The organism is Serratia sp. D1N4 (assembly GCF_054552755.1).
In genome coordinates, this window is record NZ_CM137274.1 from 4932194 (window position 1) to 4953729 (window position 21536).

At 50.1% G+C, this 21536-nt stretch carries 38 protein-coding genes; all 38 read right to left on the bottom strand.

Annotation, left to right across the window (positions count from 1 at the left end):
• Positions 1-124: 124 nt before the first annotated feature.
• The 38 genes from rplQ to ACX1CU_RS22300 all read right to left on the bottom strand — a co-directional run bounded on the left by rplQ (position 125) and on the right by ACX1CU_RS22300 (position 21385).
• Positions 125-514 (bottom strand): 50S ribosomal protein L17, encoded by a 390-nt coding sequence (gene rplQ / locus ACX1CU_RS22115; protein WP_004929726.1) that lies wholly within the window; start codon positions 512-514, stop codon positions 125-127.
• 40 nt (positions 515-554) lie between these two features.
• A complete protein-coding gene (locus tag ACX1CU_RS22120; protein ID WP_002919219.1) occupies positions 555-1544 on the bottom strand; it encodes a DNA-directed RNA polymerase subunit alpha in 990 nt (329 codons plus the stop codon).
• 26 nt (positions 1545-1570) lie between these two features.
• A complete protein-coding gene (gene rpsD, locus ACX1CU_RS22125; RefSeq protein ID WP_459400344.1) occupies positions 1571-2191 on the bottom strand; it encodes a 30S ribosomal protein S4 in 621 nt (206 codons plus the stop codon).
• A 33-nt stretch (positions 2192-2224) separates the two neighbouring features.
• On the bottom strand, positions 2225-2614 hold the full coding sequence (gene rpsK, locus ACX1CU_RS22130) for a 30S ribosomal protein S11 (protein WP_004929731.1): 390 nt from the start codon (positions 2612-2614) through the stop codon (positions 2225-2227).
• Between the two features lie 16 nt (positions 2615-2630).
• Complete coding sequence (gene rpsM / locus ACX1CU_RS22135; protein ID WP_025123454.1) at positions 2631-2987, bottom strand: 30S ribosomal protein S13; 357 nt, start codon at positions 2985-2987, stop codon at positions 2631-2633.
• Positions 2988-3133: 146 nt separating this feature from the next.
• Positions 3134-3250 (bottom strand): 50S ribosomal protein L36, encoded by a 117-nt coding sequence (rpmJ, locus tag ACX1CU_RS22140; RefSeq protein ID WP_037402687.1) that lies wholly within the window; start codon positions 3248-3250, stop codon positions 3134-3136.
• A gap of 33 nt (positions 3251-3283) precedes the next feature.
• Complete coding sequence (gene secY / locus ACX1CU_RS22145; protein WP_459400345.1) at positions 3284-4615, bottom strand: preprotein translocase subunit SecY; 1332 nt, start codon at positions 4613-4615, stop codon at positions 3284-3286.
• 7 nt (positions 4616-4622) lie between these two features.
• Positions 4623-5057, bottom strand: a complete 435-nt coding sequence (gene rplO, locus ACX1CU_RS22150; RefSeq protein ID WP_024912197.1) for a 50S ribosomal protein L15 — start codon at positions 5055-5057, stop codon at positions 4623-4625.
• A 3-nt stretch (positions 5058-5060) separates the two neighbouring features.
• Positions 5061-5240 (bottom strand): 50S ribosomal protein L30, encoded by a 180-nt coding sequence (gene rpmD / locus ACX1CU_RS22155; protein ID WP_004956161.1) that lies wholly within the window; start codon positions 5238-5240, stop codon positions 5061-5063.
• A gap of 6 nt (positions 5241-5246) precedes the next feature.
• A complete protein-coding gene (gene rpsE / locus ACX1CU_RS22160) occupies positions 5247-5747 on the bottom strand; it encodes a 30S ribosomal protein S5 (protein ID WP_459400346.1) in 501 nt (166 codons plus the stop codon).
• Between the two features lie 14 nt (positions 5748-5761).
• The gene (gene rplR, locus ACX1CU_RS22165; protein WP_459400347.1) at positions 5762-6115 is read right to left on the bottom strand and encodes a 50S ribosomal protein L18; all 354 of its coding nucleotides are present in this window, start codon (positions 6113-6115) and stop codon (positions 5762-5764) included.
• Between the two features lie 9 nt (positions 6116-6124).
• Positions 6125-6658 (bottom strand): 50S ribosomal protein L6, encoded by a 534-nt coding sequence (rplF, locus tag ACX1CU_RS22170; RefSeq protein ID WP_459400348.1) that lies wholly within the window; start codon positions 6656-6658, stop codon positions 6125-6127.
• A gap of 14 nt (positions 6659-6672) precedes the next feature.
• Complete coding sequence (rpsH, locus tag ACX1CU_RS22175) at positions 6673-7065, bottom strand: 30S ribosomal protein S8 (RefSeq protein WP_459400349.1); 393 nt, start codon at positions 7063-7065, stop codon at positions 6673-6675.
• 30 nt (positions 7066-7095) lie between these two features.
• Positions 7096-7401 (bottom strand): 30S ribosomal protein S14, encoded by a 306-nt coding sequence (gene rpsN / locus ACX1CU_RS22180; RefSeq protein ID WP_076943279.1) that lies wholly within the window; start codon positions 7399-7401, stop codon positions 7096-7098.
• A 13-nt stretch (positions 7402-7414) separates the two neighbouring features.
• Positions 7415-7954, bottom strand: coding sequence for a 50S ribosomal protein L5 (gene rplE, locus ACX1CU_RS22185; RefSeq protein ID WP_459400350.1), 540 nt, complete (start codon positions 7952-7954; stop codon positions 7415-7417).
• Positions 7955-7968: 14 nt separating this feature from the next.
• Positions 7969-8283, bottom strand: a complete 315-nt coding sequence (gene rplX, locus ACX1CU_RS22190) for a 50S ribosomal protein L24 (RefSeq protein WP_459400351.1) — start codon at positions 8281-8283, stop codon at positions 7969-7971.
• A 10-nt stretch (positions 8284-8293) separates the two neighbouring features.
• Positions 8294-8665 carry a 50S ribosomal protein L14 gene (gene rplN / locus ACX1CU_RS22195; RefSeq protein WP_020837240.1) on the bottom strand — a complete coding sequence of 124 codons (372 nt, stop codon included), beginning with the start codon at positions 8663-8665 and terminating at the stop codon, positions 8294-8296.
• A gap of 166 nt (positions 8666-8831) precedes the next feature.
• A complete protein-coding gene (gene rpsQ, locus ACX1CU_RS22200; RefSeq protein WP_459400352.1) occupies positions 8832-9086 on the bottom strand; it encodes a 30S ribosomal protein S17 in 255 nt (84 codons plus the stop codon).
• Positions 9087-9278 (bottom strand): 50S ribosomal protein L29, encoded by a 192-nt coding sequence (gene rpmC, locus ACX1CU_RS22205; RefSeq protein ID WP_024912203.1) that lies wholly within the window; start codon positions 9276-9278, stop codon positions 9087-9089.
• Positions 9278-9688, bottom strand: a complete 411-nt coding sequence (gene rplP / locus ACX1CU_RS22210) for a 50S ribosomal protein L16 (RefSeq protein ID WP_076943277.1) — start codon at positions 9686-9688, stop codon at positions 9278-9280. Before rplP ends, rpmC begins: the two co-directional genes overlap by 1 nt.
• Positions 9689-9700: 12 nt before the next feature.
• Complete coding sequence (gene rpsC, locus ACX1CU_RS22215) at positions 9701-10399, bottom strand: 30S ribosomal protein S3 (RefSeq protein ID WP_004956187.1); 699 nt, start codon at positions 10397-10399, stop codon at positions 9701-9703.
• Positions 10400-10416: 17 nt separating this feature from the next.
• A complete protein-coding gene (rplV, locus tag ACX1CU_RS22220; protein ID WP_002223844.1) occupies positions 10417-10749 on the bottom strand; it encodes a 50S ribosomal protein L22 in 333 nt (110 codons plus the stop codon).
• Between the two features lie 14 nt (positions 10750-10763).
• Positions 10764-11042, bottom strand: a complete 279-nt coding sequence (gene rpsS / locus ACX1CU_RS22225) for a 30S ribosomal protein S19 (RefSeq protein ID WP_004929772.1) — start codon at positions 11040-11042, stop codon at positions 10764-10766.
• Positions 11043-11056: 14 nt separating this feature from the next.
• Entirely contained in the window at positions 11057-11881 is an 825-nt protein-coding gene (gene rplB / locus ACX1CU_RS22230; RefSeq protein ID WP_021182228.1) for a 50S ribosomal protein L2, read from the bottom strand.
• A gap of 18 nt (positions 11882-11899) precedes the next feature.
• Positions 11900-12202 carry a 50S ribosomal protein L23 gene (gene rplW / locus ACX1CU_RS22235; RefSeq protein ID WP_012147222.1) on the bottom strand — a complete coding sequence of 101 codons (303 nt, stop codon included), beginning with the start codon at positions 12200-12202 and terminating at the stop codon, positions 11900-11902.
• Entirely contained in the window at positions 12199-12804 is a 606-nt protein-coding gene (gene rplD, locus ACX1CU_RS22240; protein WP_411752035.1) for a 50S ribosomal protein L4, read from the bottom strand. Before rplD ends, rplW begins: the two co-directional genes overlap by 4 nt.
• 10 nt (positions 12805-12814) lie before the next feature.
• Positions 12815-13444, bottom strand: a complete 630-nt coding sequence (rplC, locus tag ACX1CU_RS22245; RefSeq protein WP_459400353.1) for a 50S ribosomal protein L3 — start codon at positions 13442-13444, stop codon at positions 12815-12817.
• Between the two features lie 32 nt (positions 13445-13476).
• Positions 13477-13788, bottom strand: a complete 312-nt coding sequence (gene rpsJ / locus ACX1CU_RS22250) for a 30S ribosomal protein S10 (protein WP_001181005.1) — start codon at positions 13786-13788, stop codon at positions 13477-13479.
• 389 nt (positions 13789-14177) lie between these two features.
• Positions 14178-14657 carry a bacterioferritin gene (gene bfr, locus ACX1CU_RS22255; RefSeq protein WP_459400354.1) on the bottom strand — a complete coding sequence of 160 codons (480 nt, stop codon included), beginning with the start codon at positions 14655-14657 and terminating at the stop codon, positions 14178-14180.
• A gap of 74 nt (positions 14658-14731) precedes the next feature.
• Positions 14732-14926 (bottom strand): bacterioferritin-associated ferredoxin, encoded by a 195-nt coding sequence (bfd, locus tag ACX1CU_RS22260; RefSeq protein WP_459402884.1) that lies wholly within the window; start codon positions 14924-14926, stop codon positions 14732-14734.
• Positions 14927-15058: 132 nt separating this feature from the next.
• Entirely contained in the window at positions 15059-16243 is a 1185-nt protein-coding gene (tuf, locus tag ACX1CU_RS22265) for an elongation factor Tu (protein WP_459400355.1), read from the bottom strand.
• Between the two features lie 71 nt (positions 16244-16314).
• On the bottom strand, positions 16315-18423 hold the full coding sequence (fusA, locus tag ACX1CU_RS22270; protein ID WP_459400356.1) for an elongation factor G: 2109 nt from the start codon (positions 18421-18423) through the stop codon (positions 16315-16317).
• 97 nt (positions 18424-18520) lie between these two features.
• Positions 18521-18991 (bottom strand): 30S ribosomal protein S7, encoded by a 471-nt coding sequence (rpsG, locus tag ACX1CU_RS22275; RefSeq protein WP_021181637.1) that lies wholly within the window; start codon positions 18989-18991, stop codon positions 18521-18523.
• Positions 18992-19087: 96 nt separating this feature from the next.
• Complete coding sequence (gene rpsL, locus ACX1CU_RS22280) at positions 19088-19462, bottom strand: 30S ribosomal protein S12 (protein WP_024914452.1); 375 nt, start codon at positions 19460-19462, stop codon at positions 19088-19090.
• A gap of 142 nt (positions 19463-19604) precedes the next feature.
• A complete protein-coding gene (gene tusB, locus ACX1CU_RS22285; RefSeq protein ID WP_459400357.1) occupies positions 19605-19892 on the bottom strand; it encodes a sulfurtransferase complex subunit TusB in 288 nt (95 codons plus the stop codon).
• A gap of 12 nt (positions 19893-19904) precedes the next feature.
• Positions 19905-20264, bottom strand: coding sequence for a sulfurtransferase complex subunit TusC (gene tusC / locus ACX1CU_RS22290; protein ID WP_459400358.1), 360 nt, complete (start codon positions 20262-20264; stop codon positions 19905-19907).
• Between the two features lie 9 nt (positions 20265-20273).
• Positions 20274-20663, bottom strand: a complete 390-nt coding sequence (gene tusD / locus ACX1CU_RS22295; RefSeq protein WP_459400359.1) for a sulfurtransferase complex subunit TusD — start codon at positions 20661-20663, stop codon at positions 20274-20276.
• On the bottom strand, positions 20663-21385 hold the full coding sequence (locus ACX1CU_RS22300) for a helix-turn-helix transcriptional regulator (protein ID WP_459400360.1): 723 nt from the start codon (positions 21383-21385) through the stop codon (positions 20663-20665). The genes tusD and ACX1CU_RS22300 overlap by 1 nt, the downstream gene beginning before the upstream one ends.
• Between the last annotated feature and the right edge of the window lie 151 nt (positions 21386-21536).

Consider the following 21536-nt stretch of genomic DNA (forward strand, 5'->3'; position numbering starts at 1 on the left):
TATTAGCATAACGGATAAAAAAGAAGGATCTTAAGATGTGCTGCGTCAGTGCAAGGAAATGTCTTCGTACTGATAATGGGCGTAAAAAAACCGGGCAAGCCCGGTTTTTTTACGCGTCTACAGATTACTCTGCAGTTGCTACTTCTGCTTGAGACTCAGCACGATCAACCAGCTCGATGTATGCCATCGGCGCGTTGTCGCCTGCGCGGAAGCCACACTTCAGAATGCGAGTGTAACCACCGGCACGGCTCGCAAAACGCGGGCCTAGCTCGTTAAACAGTTTTGCCACGATCTCGTTATCACGAGTGCGGGCGAATGCCAGACGACGATTAGCTACGCTGTCGGTCTTGGCAAGAGTAATCAGCGGCTCAACAACGCGACGCAGCTCTTTCGCTTTTGGCAAGGTCGTCTTGATGATCTCATGACGAACCAAAGAGCCGGCCATGTTACGGAACATAGCCTGGCGATGGCTGCTGTTACGGTTCAGTTGACGACCACTCTTACGATGGCGCATGACCTTATCCTTCTCAGTAAAACCTTAACCTGTGATCCGGTTACTCGTCAGCAATGCTTGCCGGTGGCCAGTTTTCCAGGCGCATGCCCAGAGACAAACCACGCGAAGCCAGCACGTCTTTAATCTCAGTAAGAGATTTTTTACCCAGGTTAGGCGTTTTCAGCAGCTCAACCTCGGTACGCTGTACCAGATCACCGATGTAGTGGATAGCTTCTGCCTTAAGGCAGTTAGCAGAGCGGACAGTCAATTCCAGATCGTCAACAGGGCGCAGCAGGATCGGATCAAATTCTGGTTTCTCTTCTTTCACTTCCGGCTGACGAACATCACGTAAGTCAACGAAAGCTTCCAGTTGTTCTGCCAGAATGGTAGCCGCACGGCGGATCGCCTCTTCAGGATCGATCGTGCCATTGGTTTCCATTTCGATTACCAGCTTGTCCAGGTCAGTACGCTGTTCTACACGCGCTGCTTCAACATTGTAGGCAATACGCTCTACAGGGCTATAGCAGGCGTCAACCAACAGACGACCAATCGGGCGCTCATCTTCTTCCGAATGAATTCGGGCAGAAGCCGGCACATAACCACGACCGCGCTGAACTTTGATACGCATGCTGATAGCAGCGTTCTCATCGGTCAGGTGGCAGATCACGTGCTGCGGCTTGACGATTTCGACATCACCATCATGGGTAATGTCGGCAGCGGTCACAGGGCCAATGCCAGATTTATTCAGGGTAAGAATAACTTCATCTTTGCCTTGAACTCTCACCGCCAGCCCTTTCAGGTTGAGCAGGATCTCCAGGATATCTTCCTGTACGCCTTCTTTGGTGCTGTACTCATGTAGTACACCATCAATCTCAACCTCGGTCACCGCGCAACCCGGCATAGATGAAAGCAGAATACGGCGCAGTGCGTTGCCAAGAGTATGGCCAAAGCCACGCTCTAAAGGCTCAAGGGTCACCTTGGCGTGCGTCGAACTGACTTGCTCGATATCTACCAGGCGCGGTTTTAGAAACTCTGTCACAGAACCCTGCATTGTGTCCTCTCTTTGAAACTCAAGCTTTACTTGGAGTAAAGCTCGACGATCAGGTGTTCGTTAATGTCGGCGGACAGATCGGTACGTTCAGGAATACGTTTGAACACACCCTCCATCTTCGCAGCATCAACTTCCAGCCAAGTCGGCTTTTCACGCTGCTCAGCCAGCTCCAGAGAAGCCTTAACACGAGACTGCTTTTTAGCTTTCTCGCGGATGCTGACTACGTCATTCGGAGATACCTGATAAGAAGCGATGTTAACAACGCGACCATTTACCATAACTGCTTTGTGGCTAACCAACTGACGTGATTCTGCACGAGTGGCGCCGAAGCCCATACGGTAAACAACGTTATCCAAACGGCCTTCCAGAAGGGTCAACAGGTTTTCACCGGTGTTGCCTTTCAGGCGAGTTGCTTCTTTGTAATAGTTACGGAACTGGCGCTCCAGAACACCGTACATACGGCGAACTTTTTGCTTCTCACGTAACTGTACACCATAGTCAGACAGACGCGGTTTACGCGCACCGTGTTGACCAGGCGGTTGATCAATTTTGCACTTTGAATCTATCGCGCGAACGCCAGACTTCAGGAACAGGTCTGTGCCCTCGCGGCGGCTAAGCTTGAGCTTAGGACCCAAATATCTTGCCATTTTCTTTCTCCAACAATCCGAAAAGCAGGGGCGTTATACGCGACGTTTTTTCGGTGGACGACAACCGTTATGAGGAATCGGAGTCACATCAGTAATATTAGTGATGCGGAAACCAGCCGCATTAAGAGCGCGGATAGTAGACTCACGACCAGGACCAGGTCCTTTAACCATAACTTCCAGGTTCTTGATACCGTATTCTTTTACTGCGTCAGCACAACGTTCTGCTGCAACCTGAGCTGCAAACGGAGTTGACTTACGAGAACCACGGAAACCGGAACCACCGGCAGTTGCCCAACCCAAAGCATTACCCTGACGATCGGTAATAGTTACAATGGTGTTGTTGAAAGAAGCATGGATATGAGCCACGCCGTCAGAGACTTGTTTTCTTACACGCTTACGTGTACGAACAGGTGCCTTTGCCATTATTCAATCACCCCGATTATTTCTTGATCGGTTTACGCGGACCCTTACGGGTACGTGCGTTGGTCTTAGTACGCTGACCGCGCACTGGCAGACCACGACGATGGCGTAAACCACGGTATGTACCAAGATCCATCAGACGCTTGATGCTCAGGGTAACTTCACGACGCAAATCACCTTCAACAGTGAATTTGGCAACTGCTTCACGCAATTGTTCAATTTGCTCTTCAGACAGCTCACTGATCTTAACATTTTCAGCAATACCCGTAGCAGCACAGATGGACTGTGAACGAGTTTTGCCGATTCCGAAGATCGACGTTAACGCGATAACGGTATGTTTATGATCAGGAATGTTAATGCCTGCTATACGGGCCACTATGCACTCCTACTTATTTTTACGGCAACACCATTCTGAAAAGCCCGTTTTCAGGATACTCAAATAATGTTGCAGCTACATACAAAAGATTGGCTGGCTAATCTAGCCAGCTCAACCCAACTTTGCAAGAAAAATATGCGAGATAATCAGCCTTGACGCTGTTTATGCTTCGGCTCGGCACTGCAAATCACACGCACGACACCGTCACGCTTAACGATTTTGCAGTTACGACATAATTTCTTGACGGAAGCACGAACTTTCATTTTTACTCTCCGTAACTTCTCAAACGCACCTGATTAGCGGTTATAGCCTTTCAGGTTTGCTTTCTTCAATGCAGACTCGTACTGACTTGACATCATCAGAGTTTGCACTTGAGCCATAAAGTCCATGATGACGACAACCACGATCAGTAGCGAGGTACCACCAAAGTAGAATGGTACTTTCATTGCATCACGCATGAACTCCGGGATCAGGCAGATGAAAGTAATGTACATCGCGCCCACCAGGGTTAAACGCGTCATTACTTTATCGATATACTTCGCCGTTTGCTCTCCCGGACGAATTCCTGGTACGAAGGCACCGGACTTCTTCAGGTTATCTGCTGTTTCACGCGGGTTGAAAACCAACGCCGTGTAGAAGAAACAGAAGAAGATGATTGCAGACGCATAGAGTAACACATAAAGCGGTTGTCCAGGCTGCAAATACAGCGAAATCGTTGTCAGCCAGTTCCAACCGGTACCGCCCCCAAACCAGGATGCAATCGTGGCAGGGAACAGAATAATACTGGAAGCGAAGATTGCAGGTATTACCCCTGCCATATTCACTTTCAGCGGTAAGTGTGTGCTCTGTGCTGCGTAAACACGACGACCTTGTTGACGTTTCGCATAGTTAACGACGATACGACGTTGACCACGTTCGATGAAAACAACGAAGAAGGTTACTGCAAACACTAATACTGCAACCAACAGCAACAGGAGGAAGTGCAGGTCGCCTTGCCGAGCTTGCTCAATAGTATGGCCTACTGCCGGCGGTAAACCCGCCACAATACCCGCGAAGATAATGATCGAGATACCGTTACCGATACCACGTTCAGTTATCTGCTCACCCAGCCACATCAGGAACATTGTCCCAGTAACCAAGCTCACCACCGCAGTAAAGTAGAATGCGAAGCCTGGGTTTAACACCAGGCCCTGCATACCAGGCATATTCGGCAGACCGGTAGCAATACCGATCGATTGGAATATGGCCAATACCAGCGTACCGTAGCGGGTGTACTGGCTAATCTTACGACGGCCAGCCTCCCCTTCTTTCTTAATCTCCGATAACGTTGGATGAACCACCGTCAACAGTTGGATGATGATCGATGCCGAAATATACGGCATGATCCCCAGAGCAAAGATAGAAGCACGGCTGAGAGCACCACCAGAGAACATGTTAAACATTTCAATGATGGTGCCTCTCTGCTGCTCAAGCAATTTGGCAAGCACAGTGGCATCGATACCAGGAATCGGAATGAAAGAGCCGATGCGGAAAACAATCAGCGCGCCGATAACAAACAAAAGTCTGCGCTTCAGCTCGCCGAGTCCGCCTTTAGCACTTTGAAAATCTAATCCTGGTTGCTTAGCCATCTGCTACTTATTCCTCAATTTTACCGCCAGCAGCTTCGATAGCAGCACGAGCGCCTTTGGTGACACGCAGACCACGCAGGGTAACCGGACGAGCGATTTCGCCAGAAAGCATAACTTTCGCGAATTCGATCTGGGTACCAACAACGTTAGCGGCTTTCAGCGTGTTCAGGTCGATTACGTCGCCTTCAATCAGAGCCAGTTCAGACAGACGAACTTCTGCCGTAATCATAGCTTTGCGAGAGGTGAAGCCGAATTTCGGCAAACGACGATATAAAGGCATCTGACCACCTTCAAAACCACGACGTACGCCACCGCCAGAACGAGACTTCTGACCTTTGTGACCACGGCCGCCGGTTTTACCCAGGCCAGAACCAATACCACGACCTACACGCTTCGGCGCATGCTTGGCACCTTCAGCCGGAGACAGAGTATTTAAACGCATCTGTTACTCCTCAACTTTAACCATGTAGGAAACCAGGTTGATCATACCGCGTACAGCAGGAGTATCCTCGCGCTCTACGGTGTGACCAATACGACGCAGACCCAGACCGAGCAGTGTAGCTTTATGCTTCGGCAGACGGCCAATGGAGCTGCGAACTTGTGTTACTTTGATAGTCTTAGCCATGGTCAATTACCCCAGAATGTCTGCAACGGATTTACCACGCTTGGCAGCGACCATTTCAGGAGACTTCATATTTGCCAAAGCATCGATAGTTGCACGAACCACGTTGATCGGGTTGGTGGAACCATAAGTTTTAGCCAATACGTTGTGCACCCCAGCAACTTCGAGAACGGCGCGCATTGCACCCCCCGCGATGATACCGGTACCTTCATGAGCTGGCTGCATAAACACACGGGAACCCGTATGAGCACCTTTAACAGGGTGCTGCAGTGTGCCGCCATTCAGCGCGACATTCATCATGTTGCGACGGGCTTTTTCCATCGCTTTCTGGATCGCTGCTGGAACTTCGCGTGCTTTGCCGTAGCCAAAACCAACGCGACCGTTACCATCACCAACAACTGTCAGTGCGGTAAAGCTGAAAATACGGCCACCTTTTACGGTTTTAGATACGCGGTTTACCGCGATCAGCTTTTCCTGCAGTTCGCCAGCTTGTTTTTCGATGTGAGCCATCTTAAACCTCTTCCTTAGAACTGAAGGCCAGCTTCACGGGCAGCATCTGCCAGTGCCTGGACTCGACCATGATATTGGAAACCGGAACGGTCAAAGGATACTTTTGCAATCCCTTTTTCCAACGCGCGCTCAGCCAGAGCTTTACCTACGGCTGCTGCTGCGTCTTTGTTACCGGAATACTTCAATTGCTCAGAGATAGCTTTTTCTACAGTAGAAGCAGCTACCAGTACTTCAGAACCATTTGGAGCAATAACCTGTGCGTAAATATGACGCGGGGTACGATGTACCACCAGGCGGGTTGCTCCCAGTTCTTTGATCTTACGGCGTGCGCGGGTCGCACGACGGATACGAGCAGATTTCTTATCCATAGTGTTACCTTACTTCTTCTTAGCCTCTTTGGTACGCACGACTTCGTCGGCGTAACGGACACCCTTGCCTTTGTAAGGCTCAGGACGGCGGTAGGCACGCAGATCTGCAGCAACCTGGCCAATAACTTGCTTATCAGCGCCTTTCAGCACGATTTCAGTTTGGCTTGGGCATTCAGCAGTAATACCTGCTGGCAGCTGATGATCGATTGGGTGAGAAAAGCCCAAGGCTAAATTCACCACATTGCCTTTAACAGCAGCACGATAACCAACGCCTACCAGTTGAAGCTTCTTAGTGAAGCCGTCGGTAACACCGACAACCATTGCGTTCAGCAAAGCACGCGTGGTACCCGCTTGGGCCCATGCATTGGCAAAACCTTCGCGCGGGGCGAAAGTCAGTGCGTTAGCTTCTTGCGTAACGATAACGGCGTCGTGGACTGTACGAGTCAGCTCGCCGTTCTTACCCTTAATCGAAATAACCTGACCGTTGAGTTTTACCTCTACGCCGGCAGGAATGACGACGGGTGCTTTTGCAACACGAGACATTCTTTCCTCCCGAATTAAGCTACGTAGCAGATAATCTCGCCACCAAGACCAGCTTGGCGAGCTGCACGATCGGTCATAACACCTTTAGAGGTAGAAATAACAGCGATACCCAAACCGGCCATAACTTTTGGCAACGCATCTTTTTTCTTATAGATACGCAGACCTGGACGGCTGATACGCTGAATGCTTTCTACCACTGCCGTGCCCTGGAAGTACTTCAGTACCAGTTCCAGAACAGGCTTGGCATCGCCTTCGACTTTGAAATCTTCAATAAAACCTTCTTCCTTCAGCACGTTGGCAATTGCCACTTTCAGCTTGGAGGAAGGCATGGTGACCGCAACTTTGTTCGCGGCTTGACCGTTACGGATACGGGTCAGCATATCCGCGATCGGATCTTGCATGCTCATCTGTCTTTACTCCCGTGATTCAATTGGTAATTACCAGCTAGCCTTTTTCAAGCCTGGTACTTCACCGCGCATGGCGGCTTCACGTAGCTTGATACGGCTCAACCCGAATTTGCCCACATAACCATGTGGACGGCCAGTTTGGCGGCAGCGTTTACGCTGACGAGACGGGCTGGAATCACGCGGCAGACTCTGCAGCTTGAGAACAGCATCCCAACGATCTTCGTCGGAAGAGTTCACACCGGAAATAATAGCTTTCAATTCCTCGCGCTTAGCGCGGTACTTGTTAGCCAGTTTCACGCGAACAACTTCGCGTGCTTTCATTGATTGTTTAGCCATCAGTAACCCTGCCTTACTTGCGGAACGGGAATTTGAAAGCAGCCAACAGCGCGCGGCCTTCATCATCAGATTTCGCAGTAGTGGTAATGGTAATATCCAAACCACGAACGCGATCGACTTTGTCGTAGTCGATTTCTGGGAAGATGATTTGCTCACGCACACCCATGCTGTAGTTTCCACGACCATCGAATGACTTAGCGGACAAGCCACGGAAGTCACGGATACGTGGAACAGCGATGGAAATCAGACGCTCAAAGAACTCCCACATGCGTTCGCCACGCAGAGTTACTTTACAGCCGATCGGATAGCCCTGGCGGATTTTGAAGCCTGCAACAGATTTGCGTGCTTTGGTGATAAACGGTTTTTGACCGGAGATTGCTGCCAAGTCAGCTGCTGCATTGTCCAGCAGTTTCTTGTCAGCGATCGCTTCACCAACACCCATATTCAGGGTGATCTTCTCGACCCGAGGGACTTGCATGACAGAGTTGTAATCAAACTGAGACATCAGTTGTTTGACTACCTCGTCTTTGTAGTAATCATGCAGTTTCGCCATCGTCATACTCCAAATTACTTGATAGTTTCGCTATTTGACTTGAAGAAACGGACTTTTTTGCCGTCTTCGAATCTAAAGCCTACACGGTCAGCCTTACCAGTAGCCGTGTTAAAGAGAGCAATGTTAGAAACTTGAATAGCAGCTTCTTTTTCAACAATGCCACCTGGTTGGTTCAGGGCCGGTACAGGCTTCTGATGTTTCTTAACCAGGTTAATCCCTTCAACAATGACCTTACTAGCAGACAGGACATTTTTTACTTTACCGCGTTTACCTTTGTCTTTCCCGGTAATCACGATAACTTCGTCATCACGACGGATTTTCGCTGCCATGGTTCGCTCCTTAGAGTACTTCTGGTGCCAGAGAGATAATTTTCATGAACTTCTCATTACGCAGTTCACGAGTTACCGGCCCAAAAATACGCGTACCGATAGGCTGCTCACTGTTATTGTTTAAAATAACGCATGCATTACCATCGAAGCGAATGACAGAACCGTCCGGGCGACGTACACCCTTCTTGGTGCGCACCACTACCGCCTTCAGCACATCGCCTTTCTTCACCTTACCGCGAGGAATTGCTTCCTTGATGGTAATTTTGATGACGTCGCCGATGCCTGCGTAGCGACGGTGCGAGCCACCTAGAACCTTGATACACATTACGCGACGTGCACCGGAGTTGTCGGCCACGTTCAGCATAGTCTGTTCTTGGATCATGTTAGTGCTCCGCTAATGTCAACTACAACTTTAGGACCTATTACTAGGTCGTTGAAAAGCCCCATAACTGAGGGCGCAGCATTATAACACCGCTTCCAAAGTATGGGTAGAAAAAATAAACGGCTCACTTTCTGAGCCGTTTATTAAGTTAGAGCCAGCTACTCTATTACAGAATCGCTTTCTCTACAACGCGAACCAACGTCCAAGACTTAGTCTTAGACAGTGGACGGCATTCGCGGATTTCTACCACGTCGCCGATCACACATTCGTTGTTCTCGTCATGTACATGCAGCTTAGTCGTACGCTTGATGAACTTCCCGTAAATTGGGTGTTTCACCGTACGTTCGATAGCAACAACCATGGATTTCTCCATTTTGTCACTAACAACACGACCTTGCAGAGTACGGATAATATCAGTCATTTACGCACCCGCCTTTTCAGTCAGTAAAGTCTTAACACGTGCGACATTACGACGCACTTGCTTCAACAGGTGAGTTTGTTGCAGTTGGCCACTCGCCGCCTGCATGCGTAAGTTAAATTGCTCACGCAGCAGGTTGAGCAGCTCAGTGTTCAGCTCTTCAACACTTTTTTGACGCAGCTCTTGTGCTTTCATTACATCACCGTCTTAGTTACAAAGGTGGTTTTGATCGGCAGTTTCGCTGCTGCCAGCTTGAACGCTTCACGGGCGATTTCTTCCGGCACACCGTCCATTTCGTACAGGACCTTACCAGGTTGGATCAGGGCAACCCAATACTCCACGTTACCCTTACCTTTACCCATACGCACTTCAAGCGGCTTCTCGGTGATCGGTTTGTCCGGGAATACACGGATCCAGATCTTACCTTGACGCTTAACTGCACGAGTCATTGCACGACGAGCTGCTTCGATTTGACGAGCAGTCAGACGGCCACGGCCAACAGCTTTCAGACCGAAAGTGCCGAAGCTAACATCCGTACCTTGCGCCAGACCACGGTTGCGGCCCTTGTGCACCTTACGGAATTTTGTACGCTTTGGTTGTAACATCAGCGACTCTCCTTACTTGCGGCCTTTACGCTGCTGCTTTTTAGGTTGAGCAGCCGGTTCCGGTTGTTCAACTGCAGCCATACCACCCAGGATCTCACCTTTGAAGATCCATACCTTAACGCCGATTACACCATAAGTGGTGTGCGCTTCAGATGTGTTGTAATCGATATCCGCACGCAGTGTGTGCAACGGAACACGACCTTCACGGTACCATTCGGTACGCGCGATTTCAGCACCGCCAAGGCGGCCGCTTACTTCAACTTTGATACCTTTAGCGCCAAGACGCATTGCGTTCTGTACAGCACGCTTCATAGCACGACGGAACATAACGCGACGTTCCAGCTGTGAAGTGATGCTGTCAGCAACCAATTTAGCGTCAAGTTCCGGTTTACGGACTTCGGCGATGTTAATTTGCGCAGGAACGCCAGCGATATCCGCCACGACCTTACGCAGTTTTTCGACATCTTCACCTTTCTTGCCGATAACGATGCCTGGACGAGCGGTGTGAATAGTCACACGGATGCTCTTCGCAGGACGCTCGATAACGATGCGCGAAACGGAAGCTTTCGCCAGTTCTTTAGTCAAGAATTGGCGAACTTTAAAGTCGCTGTCCAGGTTGTCAGCGAATTCTTTGGTATTCGCGTACCAAGTAGAGTTCCAAGGTTTGACAATACCCAGGCGAATACCATTAGGATGTACTTTCTGACCCATTGCTAGTCTCCAGAGTCTCAGCGATCGGACACAACCACAGTAATGTGGCTGGTGCGCTTCAGGATGCGATCTGCACGACCTTTTGCACGCGGCATAATGCGCTTCATGCTTGGGCCTTCGTCGACGAAGATTTTCGTGACTTTCAGATCATCGATGTCAGCGCCATCGTTGTGTTCTGCGTTAGCAATGGCAGACTCCAGCACTTTCTTAACCAGACCAGCAGCTTTCTTGTTGGTGTAGGTCAGAGTTTCCAGAGCTTGCGACACTTTCTTACCGCGGATCAGGTCTGCAACAAGGCGAACCTTCTGAGCAGAAGAACGAGCGTGGCGATGTTTAGCGATAGTTTCCATCTCTTCCTCCTACCTTAGCGCTTTTTAGCTTTTTTATCAGCCGCATGGCCGCGATAAGTACGAGTCGGCGCGAATTCACCCAGTTTGTGACCGACCATTTCATCGGAAACGAACACTGGTACGTGCTGACGACCATTATGGACAGCGATGGTCAAACCGATCATGTTAGGAAAGATCGTTGAACGACGGGACCAAGTGCGCAAAGGCTTCTTGTCACCGCTTTCCACCGCTTTCTCTACCTTCTTCAGCAAGTGCAGGTCAATAAAAGGACCTTTCTTGAGAGAACGTGGCATGGCTTATCCTCTAATTATTTTTTACTACGGCGACGTACGATGAACTTGTCAGTACGCTTGTTGCTACGGGTCTTCTTACCTTTGGTCTGAACGCCCCACGGAGTTACCGGGTGCTTACCAAAGTTACGACCTTCACCACCACCGTGCGGGTGATCGACTGGGTTCATCGCCGTACCGCGAACGGTAGGACGAATACCACGCCAACGTGCAGCACCTGCTTTACCCAGAACGCGAAGCATATGTTCAGCGTTACCGACTTCACCCAGGGTGGCGCGGCAATCAACTGGAACTTTACGCATTTCGCCAGAGCGCAGACGCAGAGTTACGTAGGAACCATCACGTGCAACGATCTGAACGTAAGCGCCAGCAGAACGAGCCAGCTGGCCGCCTTTACCTGGTTTCATTTCTACGTTATGAACCGTTGAACCGACTGGAATGTTGCGCATCGGCAGGGTGTTACCCGCTTTGATTGCAGCATCAACACCAGATTGGATCTGGTCACCAGCTTTCAGGCCTTTCGGCGCCAGGATGTAACGGCGTTCGCCGTCTTTGTACAGAACCAGCGCGATATTCGCGGAACGGTTCGGATCGTACTCCAGACGCTCAACCACAGCAGGGATACCATCTTTGTTGCGTTTGAAGTCAACCAGACGATAATGTTGCTTGTGGCCACCACCGATATGACGGGTGGTGATACGACCATTGTTGTTACGGCCACCGCTTTTGCTCAATTTCTCAAGCAACGGGGCGTAAGGTTTACCCTTGTGCAGCTCAGGGTTAACCACTTTAACAACATGGCGACGACCCGGAGATGTAGGTTTACATTTAACAATTGCCATTGTTCTTACTCCTCCGACTTACTCTGCGCCGCCGATGAAGTCCAGGTTCTGGCCTTCTTTCAGGGTGACGTAAGCTTTTTTCCAGTCGCTACGACGACCAACACGCTGACCGTGACGCTTCACTTTCCCTTTAACTACCAGGGTGTTAACGTCTTCGACTTCGACTTCAAACAGTTTCTGCACTGCAGCTTTGATTTCTGCTTTGGTCGCGTCTTTGGCAACTTTGAGAACGATGGTGTTAGTTTTTTCCATCGCAGCGGATGCTTTTTCAGATACGTGCGGTGCACGCAGCACTTTCAGCAAACGTTCTTCACGAATCATGCCAGCATCTCCTCAACTTGCTTCACAGCATCAGCAGTCATAACCACTTTGTCGAAGGCGATCAGGCTAACTGGGTCGATACCTGCTACATCGCGCACGTCAACCTTGTACAGGTTACGCGCAGCCAGGAACAGATTCTCATCCAGTTCACCGGTAACGATCAGCACATCTTCCAGGGCCATATCTTTCAGTTTCTGTGCCAGCAGCTTAGTTTTAGGCGCTTCTACAGAGAACTTCTCGACAACGATCAGACGATCTTGACGTACCAGTTCGGACAGGATGCTTTTCAGCGCGCCGCGGTACATCTTTTTGTTTACTTTCTGACTGTGGTCTTGTGGCTTAGCAGCGAAGGTCACACCACCGGAACGCCAGATTGGGCTCTTCACAGAACCTGCACGCGCACGGCCAGTACCTTTCTGGCGCCACGGTTTTTTACCGGAACCAGTTACTTCAGCACGGGTCTTCTGAGCACGGGTACCTTGACGGGCACCTGCTGCATAAGCAACAACAACCTGGTGTACCAGCGCTTCGTTGAAATCACGACCGAAGGTAGTTTCGGAAACAGTCAGCGCGCTTTGCGCGTCTTTCAATACTAATTCCATTGCTATCCCCTTACGCCTTCACAGCTGGTTTAACGATCAGGTTGCCACCGGTTGCGCCCGGTACAGCACCCTTAACCAGCAGCAGGTTGCGCTCAGCGTCAACACGTACTACGTCCAGGCTTTGAACGGTTACACGCTCGTCACCCAGGTGGCCAGCCATTTTCTTGCCTTTGAACACTTTGCCCGGAGTCTGGTTCTGACCGATAGAACCCGGAACGCGGTGAGACAAGGAGTTACCGTGGGTAGCATCTTGGGTACGGAAGTTCCAGCGCTTTACAGTGCCAGCAAAACCTTTACCTTTAGAAGTACCGGTAACGTCGACTTTTTTAACGTCAGAGAAAATCTCAACGCTAATTTCTTGACCTGCAGTGAACTCTTGACCTTCTTCAAGGCGGAATTCCCACAGACCACGGCCAGCTTCAACGCCAGCTTTAGCGAAATGACCCGCTTCCGGTTTAGTCACACGGTTAGCTTTTTTGCTACCGGTAGTGACCTGAACGGCACGGTACCCGTCGCTCGCCAGGTCTTTAACCTGAGTCACGCGGTTCGCTTCAATTTCAATTACGGTTACTGGGATAGAAACGCCATCTTCAGTGAAGATACGGGTCATGCCCACTTTTTTACCGACTAAACCAATCATTGTTTCAACCTCTCAATCGCTCAATGACCTGATTAACCCAGGCTGATCTGCACGTCTACACCGGCAGCCAGATCCAGACGCATCAGAGCATCAACGGTTTTCTCGGTTGGCTCAACGATGTCAACCAGACGCTTGTGAGTGCGGATCTCGTACTGATCGCGCGCATCTTTGTTGACGTGCGGAGAGATCAGAACGGTAAAGCGCTCTTTGCGAGTTGGCAGCGGGATCGGACCACGGACTTGCGCACCAGTGCGCTTAGCAGTCTCGACGATTTCCGCAGTTGATTGATCGATCAGACGATGATCAAACGCTTTCAGGCGGATACGGATTCTTTGGTTCTGCATGAGACCAGAGCTCCAATTATTTATAAACGTAAATAATTACTCCTCACACCCATTTCGATTGATGGGGGAGTGTAATCGTCAACATATAACCCCCATATCGGGAGTATTGTTCGAAAGGCAAAGCGGACTTGCCAATCGACTGATTCGCTAAAATCAGGCTTACCAAGATTAGGTAAGCCCGCGCATTATACGCAAAACGAGCCAGGTTGCAAGTAACGGATGGAAATATGCTCAGGATTACGGCGATTCTGGCAAATTGGGATTTTCAGCGGCGAACTGGGGTAAAAGATCAGTTCATAGGGGAGCACACAACGATAGTAATGAGTTGCTCCCCTTTACTGACAACGACGGCACGAATCAAACGGGGAGCAAGAGAAAAAGATGAACAATCAATCTTTACGTTCGAGTACCTGTGCTTGGGCATAATTTTGGATGCCAAGGCGTTCAATCAGACTCAACTCAGTTTCCAGCCAGTCGATATGCTCTTCTTCATCAGCCAAAACATCCTTCATCAGGTCACGGCTGACATAATCATGGATGGAATCAGCATAAGCGATACCTTCACGCAGGTTCTTGGCACCTTCCAGTTCCAACGCCAGGTCAGATCTCAACATCTCTTCAATATCTTCGCCAATATTCAACTTGCCGAGGTCTTGCAGATTAGGTAAGCCCTCAAGGAACAAAATACGCTCGATATAACGATCGGCATGTTTCATTTCGTCGATAGACTCGTGATATTCCTTATCATTAAGGCGCATTAGTCCCCAATTTTTGAACATTCGCGCATGCAGGAAGTATTGATTGATGGCAACCAGTTCGTTACCGAGCAGTTTGTTAAGATGAGCAATGAGTTTTTTATCGCCTTTCATGGGTATGTCCTCCTGGGCAGTTCTAGAAGTGTAGAACCTACGGACCAAGAGTCAAAAAATAACCACACCTTTAATTAAGCGACTTCATGCATGTGGATAACAGTCGCACATTCCTCCGCCATAATTTGCCTTGCCTGACGAATACACTTCCCGCAGTCACTGCCGAACGGCACTAGGTCACGCAATTGCTTCATGGTATGGGGATTGTGCTGACGCACCGCTTTACGGATTGCTTTATCAGTCACGGCATTACACAGACATACGTACATGGAGAGACTCACTTCTTAACCAGTACAGCAATTCTAAATAGGAATGGTTTTTATTTCAATTAACATTTAAATAAATCGTATAAAAAAAGGGCACCGAAGTGCCCTCTTTTCGTGCTTATAAATTATTCGCGATTAAGCGATAACTTTAGCAACCACGCCCGCACCTACAGTACGGCCGCCTTCACGGATTGCGAAACGCAAGCCTTGATCCATAGCGATTGGGTGGATCAGGGTAACAACCATGTTCACGTTATCGCCTGGCATTACCATCTCTACGCCTTCTGGCAGTTCGATGGTACCGGTCACGTCAGTTGTACGGAAGTAGAACTGTGGACGGTAGCCTTTGAAGAATGGCGTATGACGACCACCTTCTTCTTTGCTCAGGATATACACTTCTGAATCGAACTGAGTGTGTGGCTTGATGGAACCTGGTTTAGCCAGTACCTGGCCACGTTCGATATCTTCACGCTTGATACCACGCAGCAGAACACCTACGTTCTCACCAGCACGGCCTTCGTCCAGCAGTTTGCGGAACATTTCAACGCCAGTACAGGTAGACTTAACGGTGTCTTTGATACCAACGATTTCAACTTCTTCGCCAACTTTAACGATACCGCGCTCAACACGACCGGTAACTACGGTACCACGACCGGAGATGGAGAATACGTCTTCGATTGGCAGCAGGAACGGCAGGTCGATAGCACGCTCTGGTTCTGGGATGTAAGAATCCAGGTGACCAGCCAGCTCGATGATCTTCGCTTCCCACTCTGGCACGCCATTCAGCGCTTGCAGAGCTGAACCGCGAACCACTGGCAGATCATCACCAGGGAAGTCATAAGCAGACAGAAGTTCACGCACTTCCATTTCTACCAGTTCCAGCAGCTCTTCATCATCAACCATGTCACATTTGTTCATGAACACGATGATGTAAGGAACGCCAACCTGGCGACCCAGCAGGATGTGCTCACGGGTCTGCGGCATTGGGCCGTCAGTCGCAGCAACAACCAGGATTGCGCCGTCCATCTGAGCAGCACCGGTGATCATGTTTTTCACATAGTCGGCGTGCCCTGGGCAGTCAACGTGCGCGTAGTGGCGGCTCGGGGTGTCATATTCAACGTGAGAAGTGTTGATGGTGATACCACGGGCTTTTTCTTCTGGCGCGTTATCGATCTGATCGAAAGCACGTGCGTTACCGCCGTAGGTTTTAGCCAGTACGGTGGTGATTGCAGCAGTCAGGGTAGTTTTACCGTGGTCAACGTGGCCGATAGTACCAACGTTAACGTGCGGTTTGGAACGTTCAAATTTTTCTTTAGACACGGCTATATTCCTTACTCTTATGCTCCCCCCTCATGGAGAGAGCACTGGATCAATGTTTTAAACCCGACAGCTTATTTACCACGGGCTTCGATAACGGCCTGAGCGACGTTGTTCGGCGCTTCAGCATACTTCAGGAACTCCATAGAGTATGAAGCACGGCCCTGGGTCTGAGAACGCAGGTCAGTAGCATAACCAAACATTTCAGACAGCGGAACCTGAGCGCGAACGGTTTTACCGGTGGCAGTATCATCCATGCCTTCGATCATACCGCGACGACGGTTCAGGTCACCAATTACGTCACCCATGTAATCTTCAGGGGTTTCGATTTCAACTTTCATGACTGGCTCAAGCAGAACTGGTTTAGCCTTCTTGAACGCCTCTTTAAATGCAAGAGAAGCGGCCAATTTAAACGCCAGTTCAGAGGAGTCAACATCATGGTAAGAACCGTAATGCAGACGGACCTTGATATCAACAACCGGGTAGCCTGCCAGAGGACCAGACTTAAGCTGTTCCTGCATGCCTTTATCAACGGCTGGGATGAATTCCTTAGGAATCGTACCACCCACGATGTCGTTGACAAATTCATAACCCACACCGCCTGGAGGCAATGGCATCATATCGATCACAACGTGACCGTACTGACCGCGACCACCAGACTGCTTGGCGTGTTTACCTTCAATGTCTTTAACCGTGTCACGAATCGTTTCACGATAAGCAACCTGCGGCTTACCGACGTTCGCTTCAACGTTAAACTCACGACGCATACGGTCAACCAGAACATCAAGGTGCAGCTCACCCATACCTGCGATGATAGTCTGACCTGATTCTTCGTCAGTCCATACGCGGAATGACGGGTCTTCTTTCGCCAGACGGCCCAGAGCCAGACCCATTTTTTCCTGGTCAGCTTTGGTTTTTGGTTCAACAGCAACCGAAATTACCGGTTCTGGGAACTCCATACGCTCAAGAATGATCGGGTTAGCAGGATCACACAGCGTATCACCGGTAGTTACGTCTTTCAGGCCGATAGCTGCAGCGATGTCACCTGCACGAACTTCTTTGATCTCTTCACGCTTGTTGGCGTGCATCTGAACGATACGGCCCAGGCGCTCGCGCTGCGCTTTTACTGAGTTCAGTACGGTATCACCAGAGTTAACCACACCGGAGTACACGCGGAAGAACGTCAGGTTACCCACGAATGGGTCGGTAGCGATTTTAAACGCCAGTGCCGAGAACGGTTCTTTGTCGTCAGAATGACGAACTGCAGGCGTATCTTTACCATCGTCCAACATACCGTTGATTGATTCAACGTCAGTTGGTGCAGGCAGGTATTCGACTACAGCATCCAGCATTGCCTGTACGCCTTTGTTTTTAAACGCAGAACCACAGGTAACCAGGATAATTTCGTTGTTCAGCACACGCTGACGCAGAGCTTTCTTGATTTCTTCCTCGGTCAGCTCTTCGCCGCCCAAGTATTTGTCCATCAGCTCTTCTGACGCTTCCGCAGCAGACTCAACCAGATTCTGGTGCCATTCTTCGGCCAGTTCCTGCATCTCTGCTGGGATCTCTTCGTATTCGAATGACACGCCCTGGTCGGCATCGCTCCAGTTGATCGCTTTCATTTTCACCAAGTCAACAACACCGGTGAATTTCTCTTCTGCGCCGATCGCCAATTGCAATGGAACCGGGTTCGCTGCCAGACGAGATTTAAGCTGCCCAACAACTTTCAGGAAGTTGGCACCCATACGGTCCATTTTGTTAACGAACGCGATGCGTGGAACTTTATATTTGTTAGCCTGACGCCATACGGTTTCAGACTGCGGCTGAACACCACCAACCGCACAGTAAACCATGACCGCACCATCAAGCACACGCATAGAACGTTCTACTTCGATGGTGAAGTCAACGTGCCCTGGGGTATCGATGATGTTGATACGGTGTGGCTCAAACTGCTTAGCCATACCTGACCAGAAGGCTGTGGTCGCAGCGGAAGTGATAGTAATACCACGTTCCTGTTCCTGCTCCATCCAGTCCATGGTCGCGGTGCCTTCGTGCGTTTCACCAATCTTATGGTTTACACCGGTATAGAACAGAATACGTTCGGTAGTGGTGGTCTTACCGGCGTCGATGTGAGCACTGATACCGATATTACGGTAGCGCGCAATGGGTGTTGTACGAGCCATTTGATTCCTCTATTGCCTTAGGCGTTCAAGTTCGGTTAATCCAAGCGGGTTAGCCACTTGAGGCGCCCGCTTGGTTAGCATAACTACAGCGTGGTAATTACCAGCGGTAGTGGGCGAACGCCTTGTTGGCTTCTGCCATACGGTGAACGTCTTCACGCTTCTTAACAGCAGAACCTTTGTTCTCTGCTGCGTCAGACAGTTCGTTCGCTAGGCGCAGAGCCATGGATTTATCACCACGTTTACGAGCAGCATCAACGATCCAACGCATTGCCAGGGCATTACGACGAACCGGGCGAACTTCAACTGGAACCTGATAAGTAGAACCACCAACACGGCGAGACTTAACTTCTACAGTCGGGCGAACGTTGTCGAGAGCGACTTCGAAAGCTTCCAGGTGACCTTTACCAGAACGCTGGGCCAGGGTTTCCAGCGCGGTATAGACGATTGCTTCTGCAGTAGATTTTTTACCATCTACCATCAGGATATTTACAAATTTGGCCAACAGCTCGGATCCGAACTTAGGATCTGGCAGGATTTTACGTTGACCAATGACGCGACGACGTGGCATGGAAATACTCCGTTTTTAATTCAGGATTGTCCAAAACTCTACGAGTTTATTTTGACATTAAAGTGAAAATGTTTGGCCTTACTTAACGAAGAACCATTAAGCCTTTGGCTTCTTCACGCCGTACTTGGAACGAGCTTGCTTACGGTCTTTAACACCGGAGCAGTCAAGTGCGCCGCGAACGGTGTGGTAACGCACACCTGGCAGGTCTTTAACACGACCGCCACGGATCAGGATCACGGAGTGCTCTTGCAAGTTGTGGCCTTCACCACCGATGTAAGAACTCACTTCGAAACCGTTAGTCAAACGCACACGGCATACTTTACGCAGTGCGGAGTTTGGTTTTTTCGGGGTAGTAGTATATACGCGGGTACATACACCACGTTTCTGCGGGCAGGCTTCCAGCGCTGGAACGTTGCTTTTAGCAGCCTTCACAGAGCGTGGTTTGCGAACCAGCTGATTAATTGTTGCCATTAAAAAGCTCCTGGTTTTGCTTCGTTTGTTGCTTCGTAAACATGTGATAAATCCCCTCGTATGCACTACTGGCAAAGTACGAGGACGCAGAATTTTATGGCTGACCAGTAGAGGTGTCAAGAAATATACAACATCCCGTTCATTACCAGTTCATTTGGTTGCGGTGCCTTTCGGTTAATTCAACGAAAAGAGTATAGCTGATGAGCGTGACATTGTGCGAAATATGACCACAAAGCCCTCTGGCATCCACATCATCCTGCAGCGCGTAAAGGGATATGGGGGCATTGAGCAGCAAATCAAGGTGGATGCTGCCGGTGAGGCCCGCCAACACGCCGTCTTGCAACAACAGCAAGGCATCATCTGGCGTGGTGAGTCGTAGCAAGGCGGGCAAATCGCAATGACTCGGAGAATGGCTCAAGGTATACAGCATCAAAATATCCTACTAGAAAGTCAGCACCACATCATAGCTGGCTAGCTTTTGGCGCAGCGTATCGGCGGGCAGAATCTCTGCCTCCAGCACCCAGTCAGTGACCTGTTGCAACCCGCGCTCCCGCAACGCGGTTTCGCAGAGATAACAGTTTTCAACGTCATACAGCGGCAATACACCAAAAGTAGCGATGTAATTACGGGCCAGAATCTTTTCAGGTTGCTGACCCGGCAAAAGCTGTAACACTCCGTCGCCGATAAAGAACACGCCAATATCTTCGCTCAGTGCCGAAGTGGCCAGCAGCGCATCCAGCCCCTCTCGGCCGGCGGAACTGCCATGGGGTCCATGAGTAAAAACAAACGCCACTCGTTTCATGTTGCTCTCTTAAAACTGCACCAGGCGATCGCAGCTCAACGCGGCTTCCGCCAGCGATCCCAAACCGCTGAGGGTAAATCCCTCCTGCAAGTTGGCCGCTACCAGCCCAAGCTGTGCGGCTTCCTGCTCATCGGTGATACCACGCCGCAAAGCGGCAGCCACGCAGACGTTAAGCTCAATGCCGTGCTGCCTGGACAACGTTGCCCAAGCACGTACCAAATCAAACTCATCGTTCGCCGGAGAAGTCAGCTGATTGCCATTCAAGACACCTTCGCGGTAAAAAAACACGCTGGAGATCTTGTGCCCTGCCGCCAGCAACGCCTGAGCAAACTGCCAGGCACTGCTGGCCTGCTGAGTACCATACGCCGGGCCGGTGACCAACAGGCAGTAATTCAGCATCAACGCTCACTTCCCAGCAGATCGCCGCTTTTAAACTGGCGGATATACAGATACACAGTATGTTTGGAGATATTCAGGCGCTCGGCAACCTGGTTAATCGCATCCTTGATATCAAAGATGCCTTTTTCGTAGAGATTGAGCACTATCTGGCGATTTTTGGCGTTATTGGACACGTTGCGATCGACATTCACCTCTTCGATGGTGAATTCCAACGTTTGTGCGACCAGATCGTCAACCGAAGAGGCGAAGTTGACCGAAGAGGCCACTTCTTGCATTTCTGGTGGCATAAAGGTCTGTATCACCTGCGAGAACGGTACATCAAGGTTCATGTTGATACACAGTAAGCCAATCACGCGTTGCTCGCGATTGCGGATAGCGATAGTCACCGATTTCATCAGCACGCCGCTTTTGGCGCGAGTGAAATAGGCTTTGGAGACGCTGCTGTCAGCACCCGCCATATCGTGCAGCATACGCAGCGCCAAGTCGGTGATTGGCGAACCGATTTTACGTCCGGTATGTTCACCATTGGCAATACGCACTGCTGAACATTTCAGGTCTTCCAACGAGTGCAGTACGATTTCACAGTGGGCACCGATCAGCATTGCCAGACCGTCGACCACGGCTTCGTACGATTTCAGGATTTCATGATCCGTCTGGCTAAACGGACGCTCATTCAGCAAATCAAGTTCGCTGGCTTCGCTGGATAAAAGCGAATTAGACATCGAAGATACCACCCTCATAGATCGCCTGTGCCAGGGGACGCAGCTAAAACTGCTCGTGCAGATTCCGTTCCATCAGCGGGAGGCCAGAAACAGCTTTAGATACACGCCCTAAGGGGCAGACGCATGATTCATAAATCCAGACCCTGAGTCT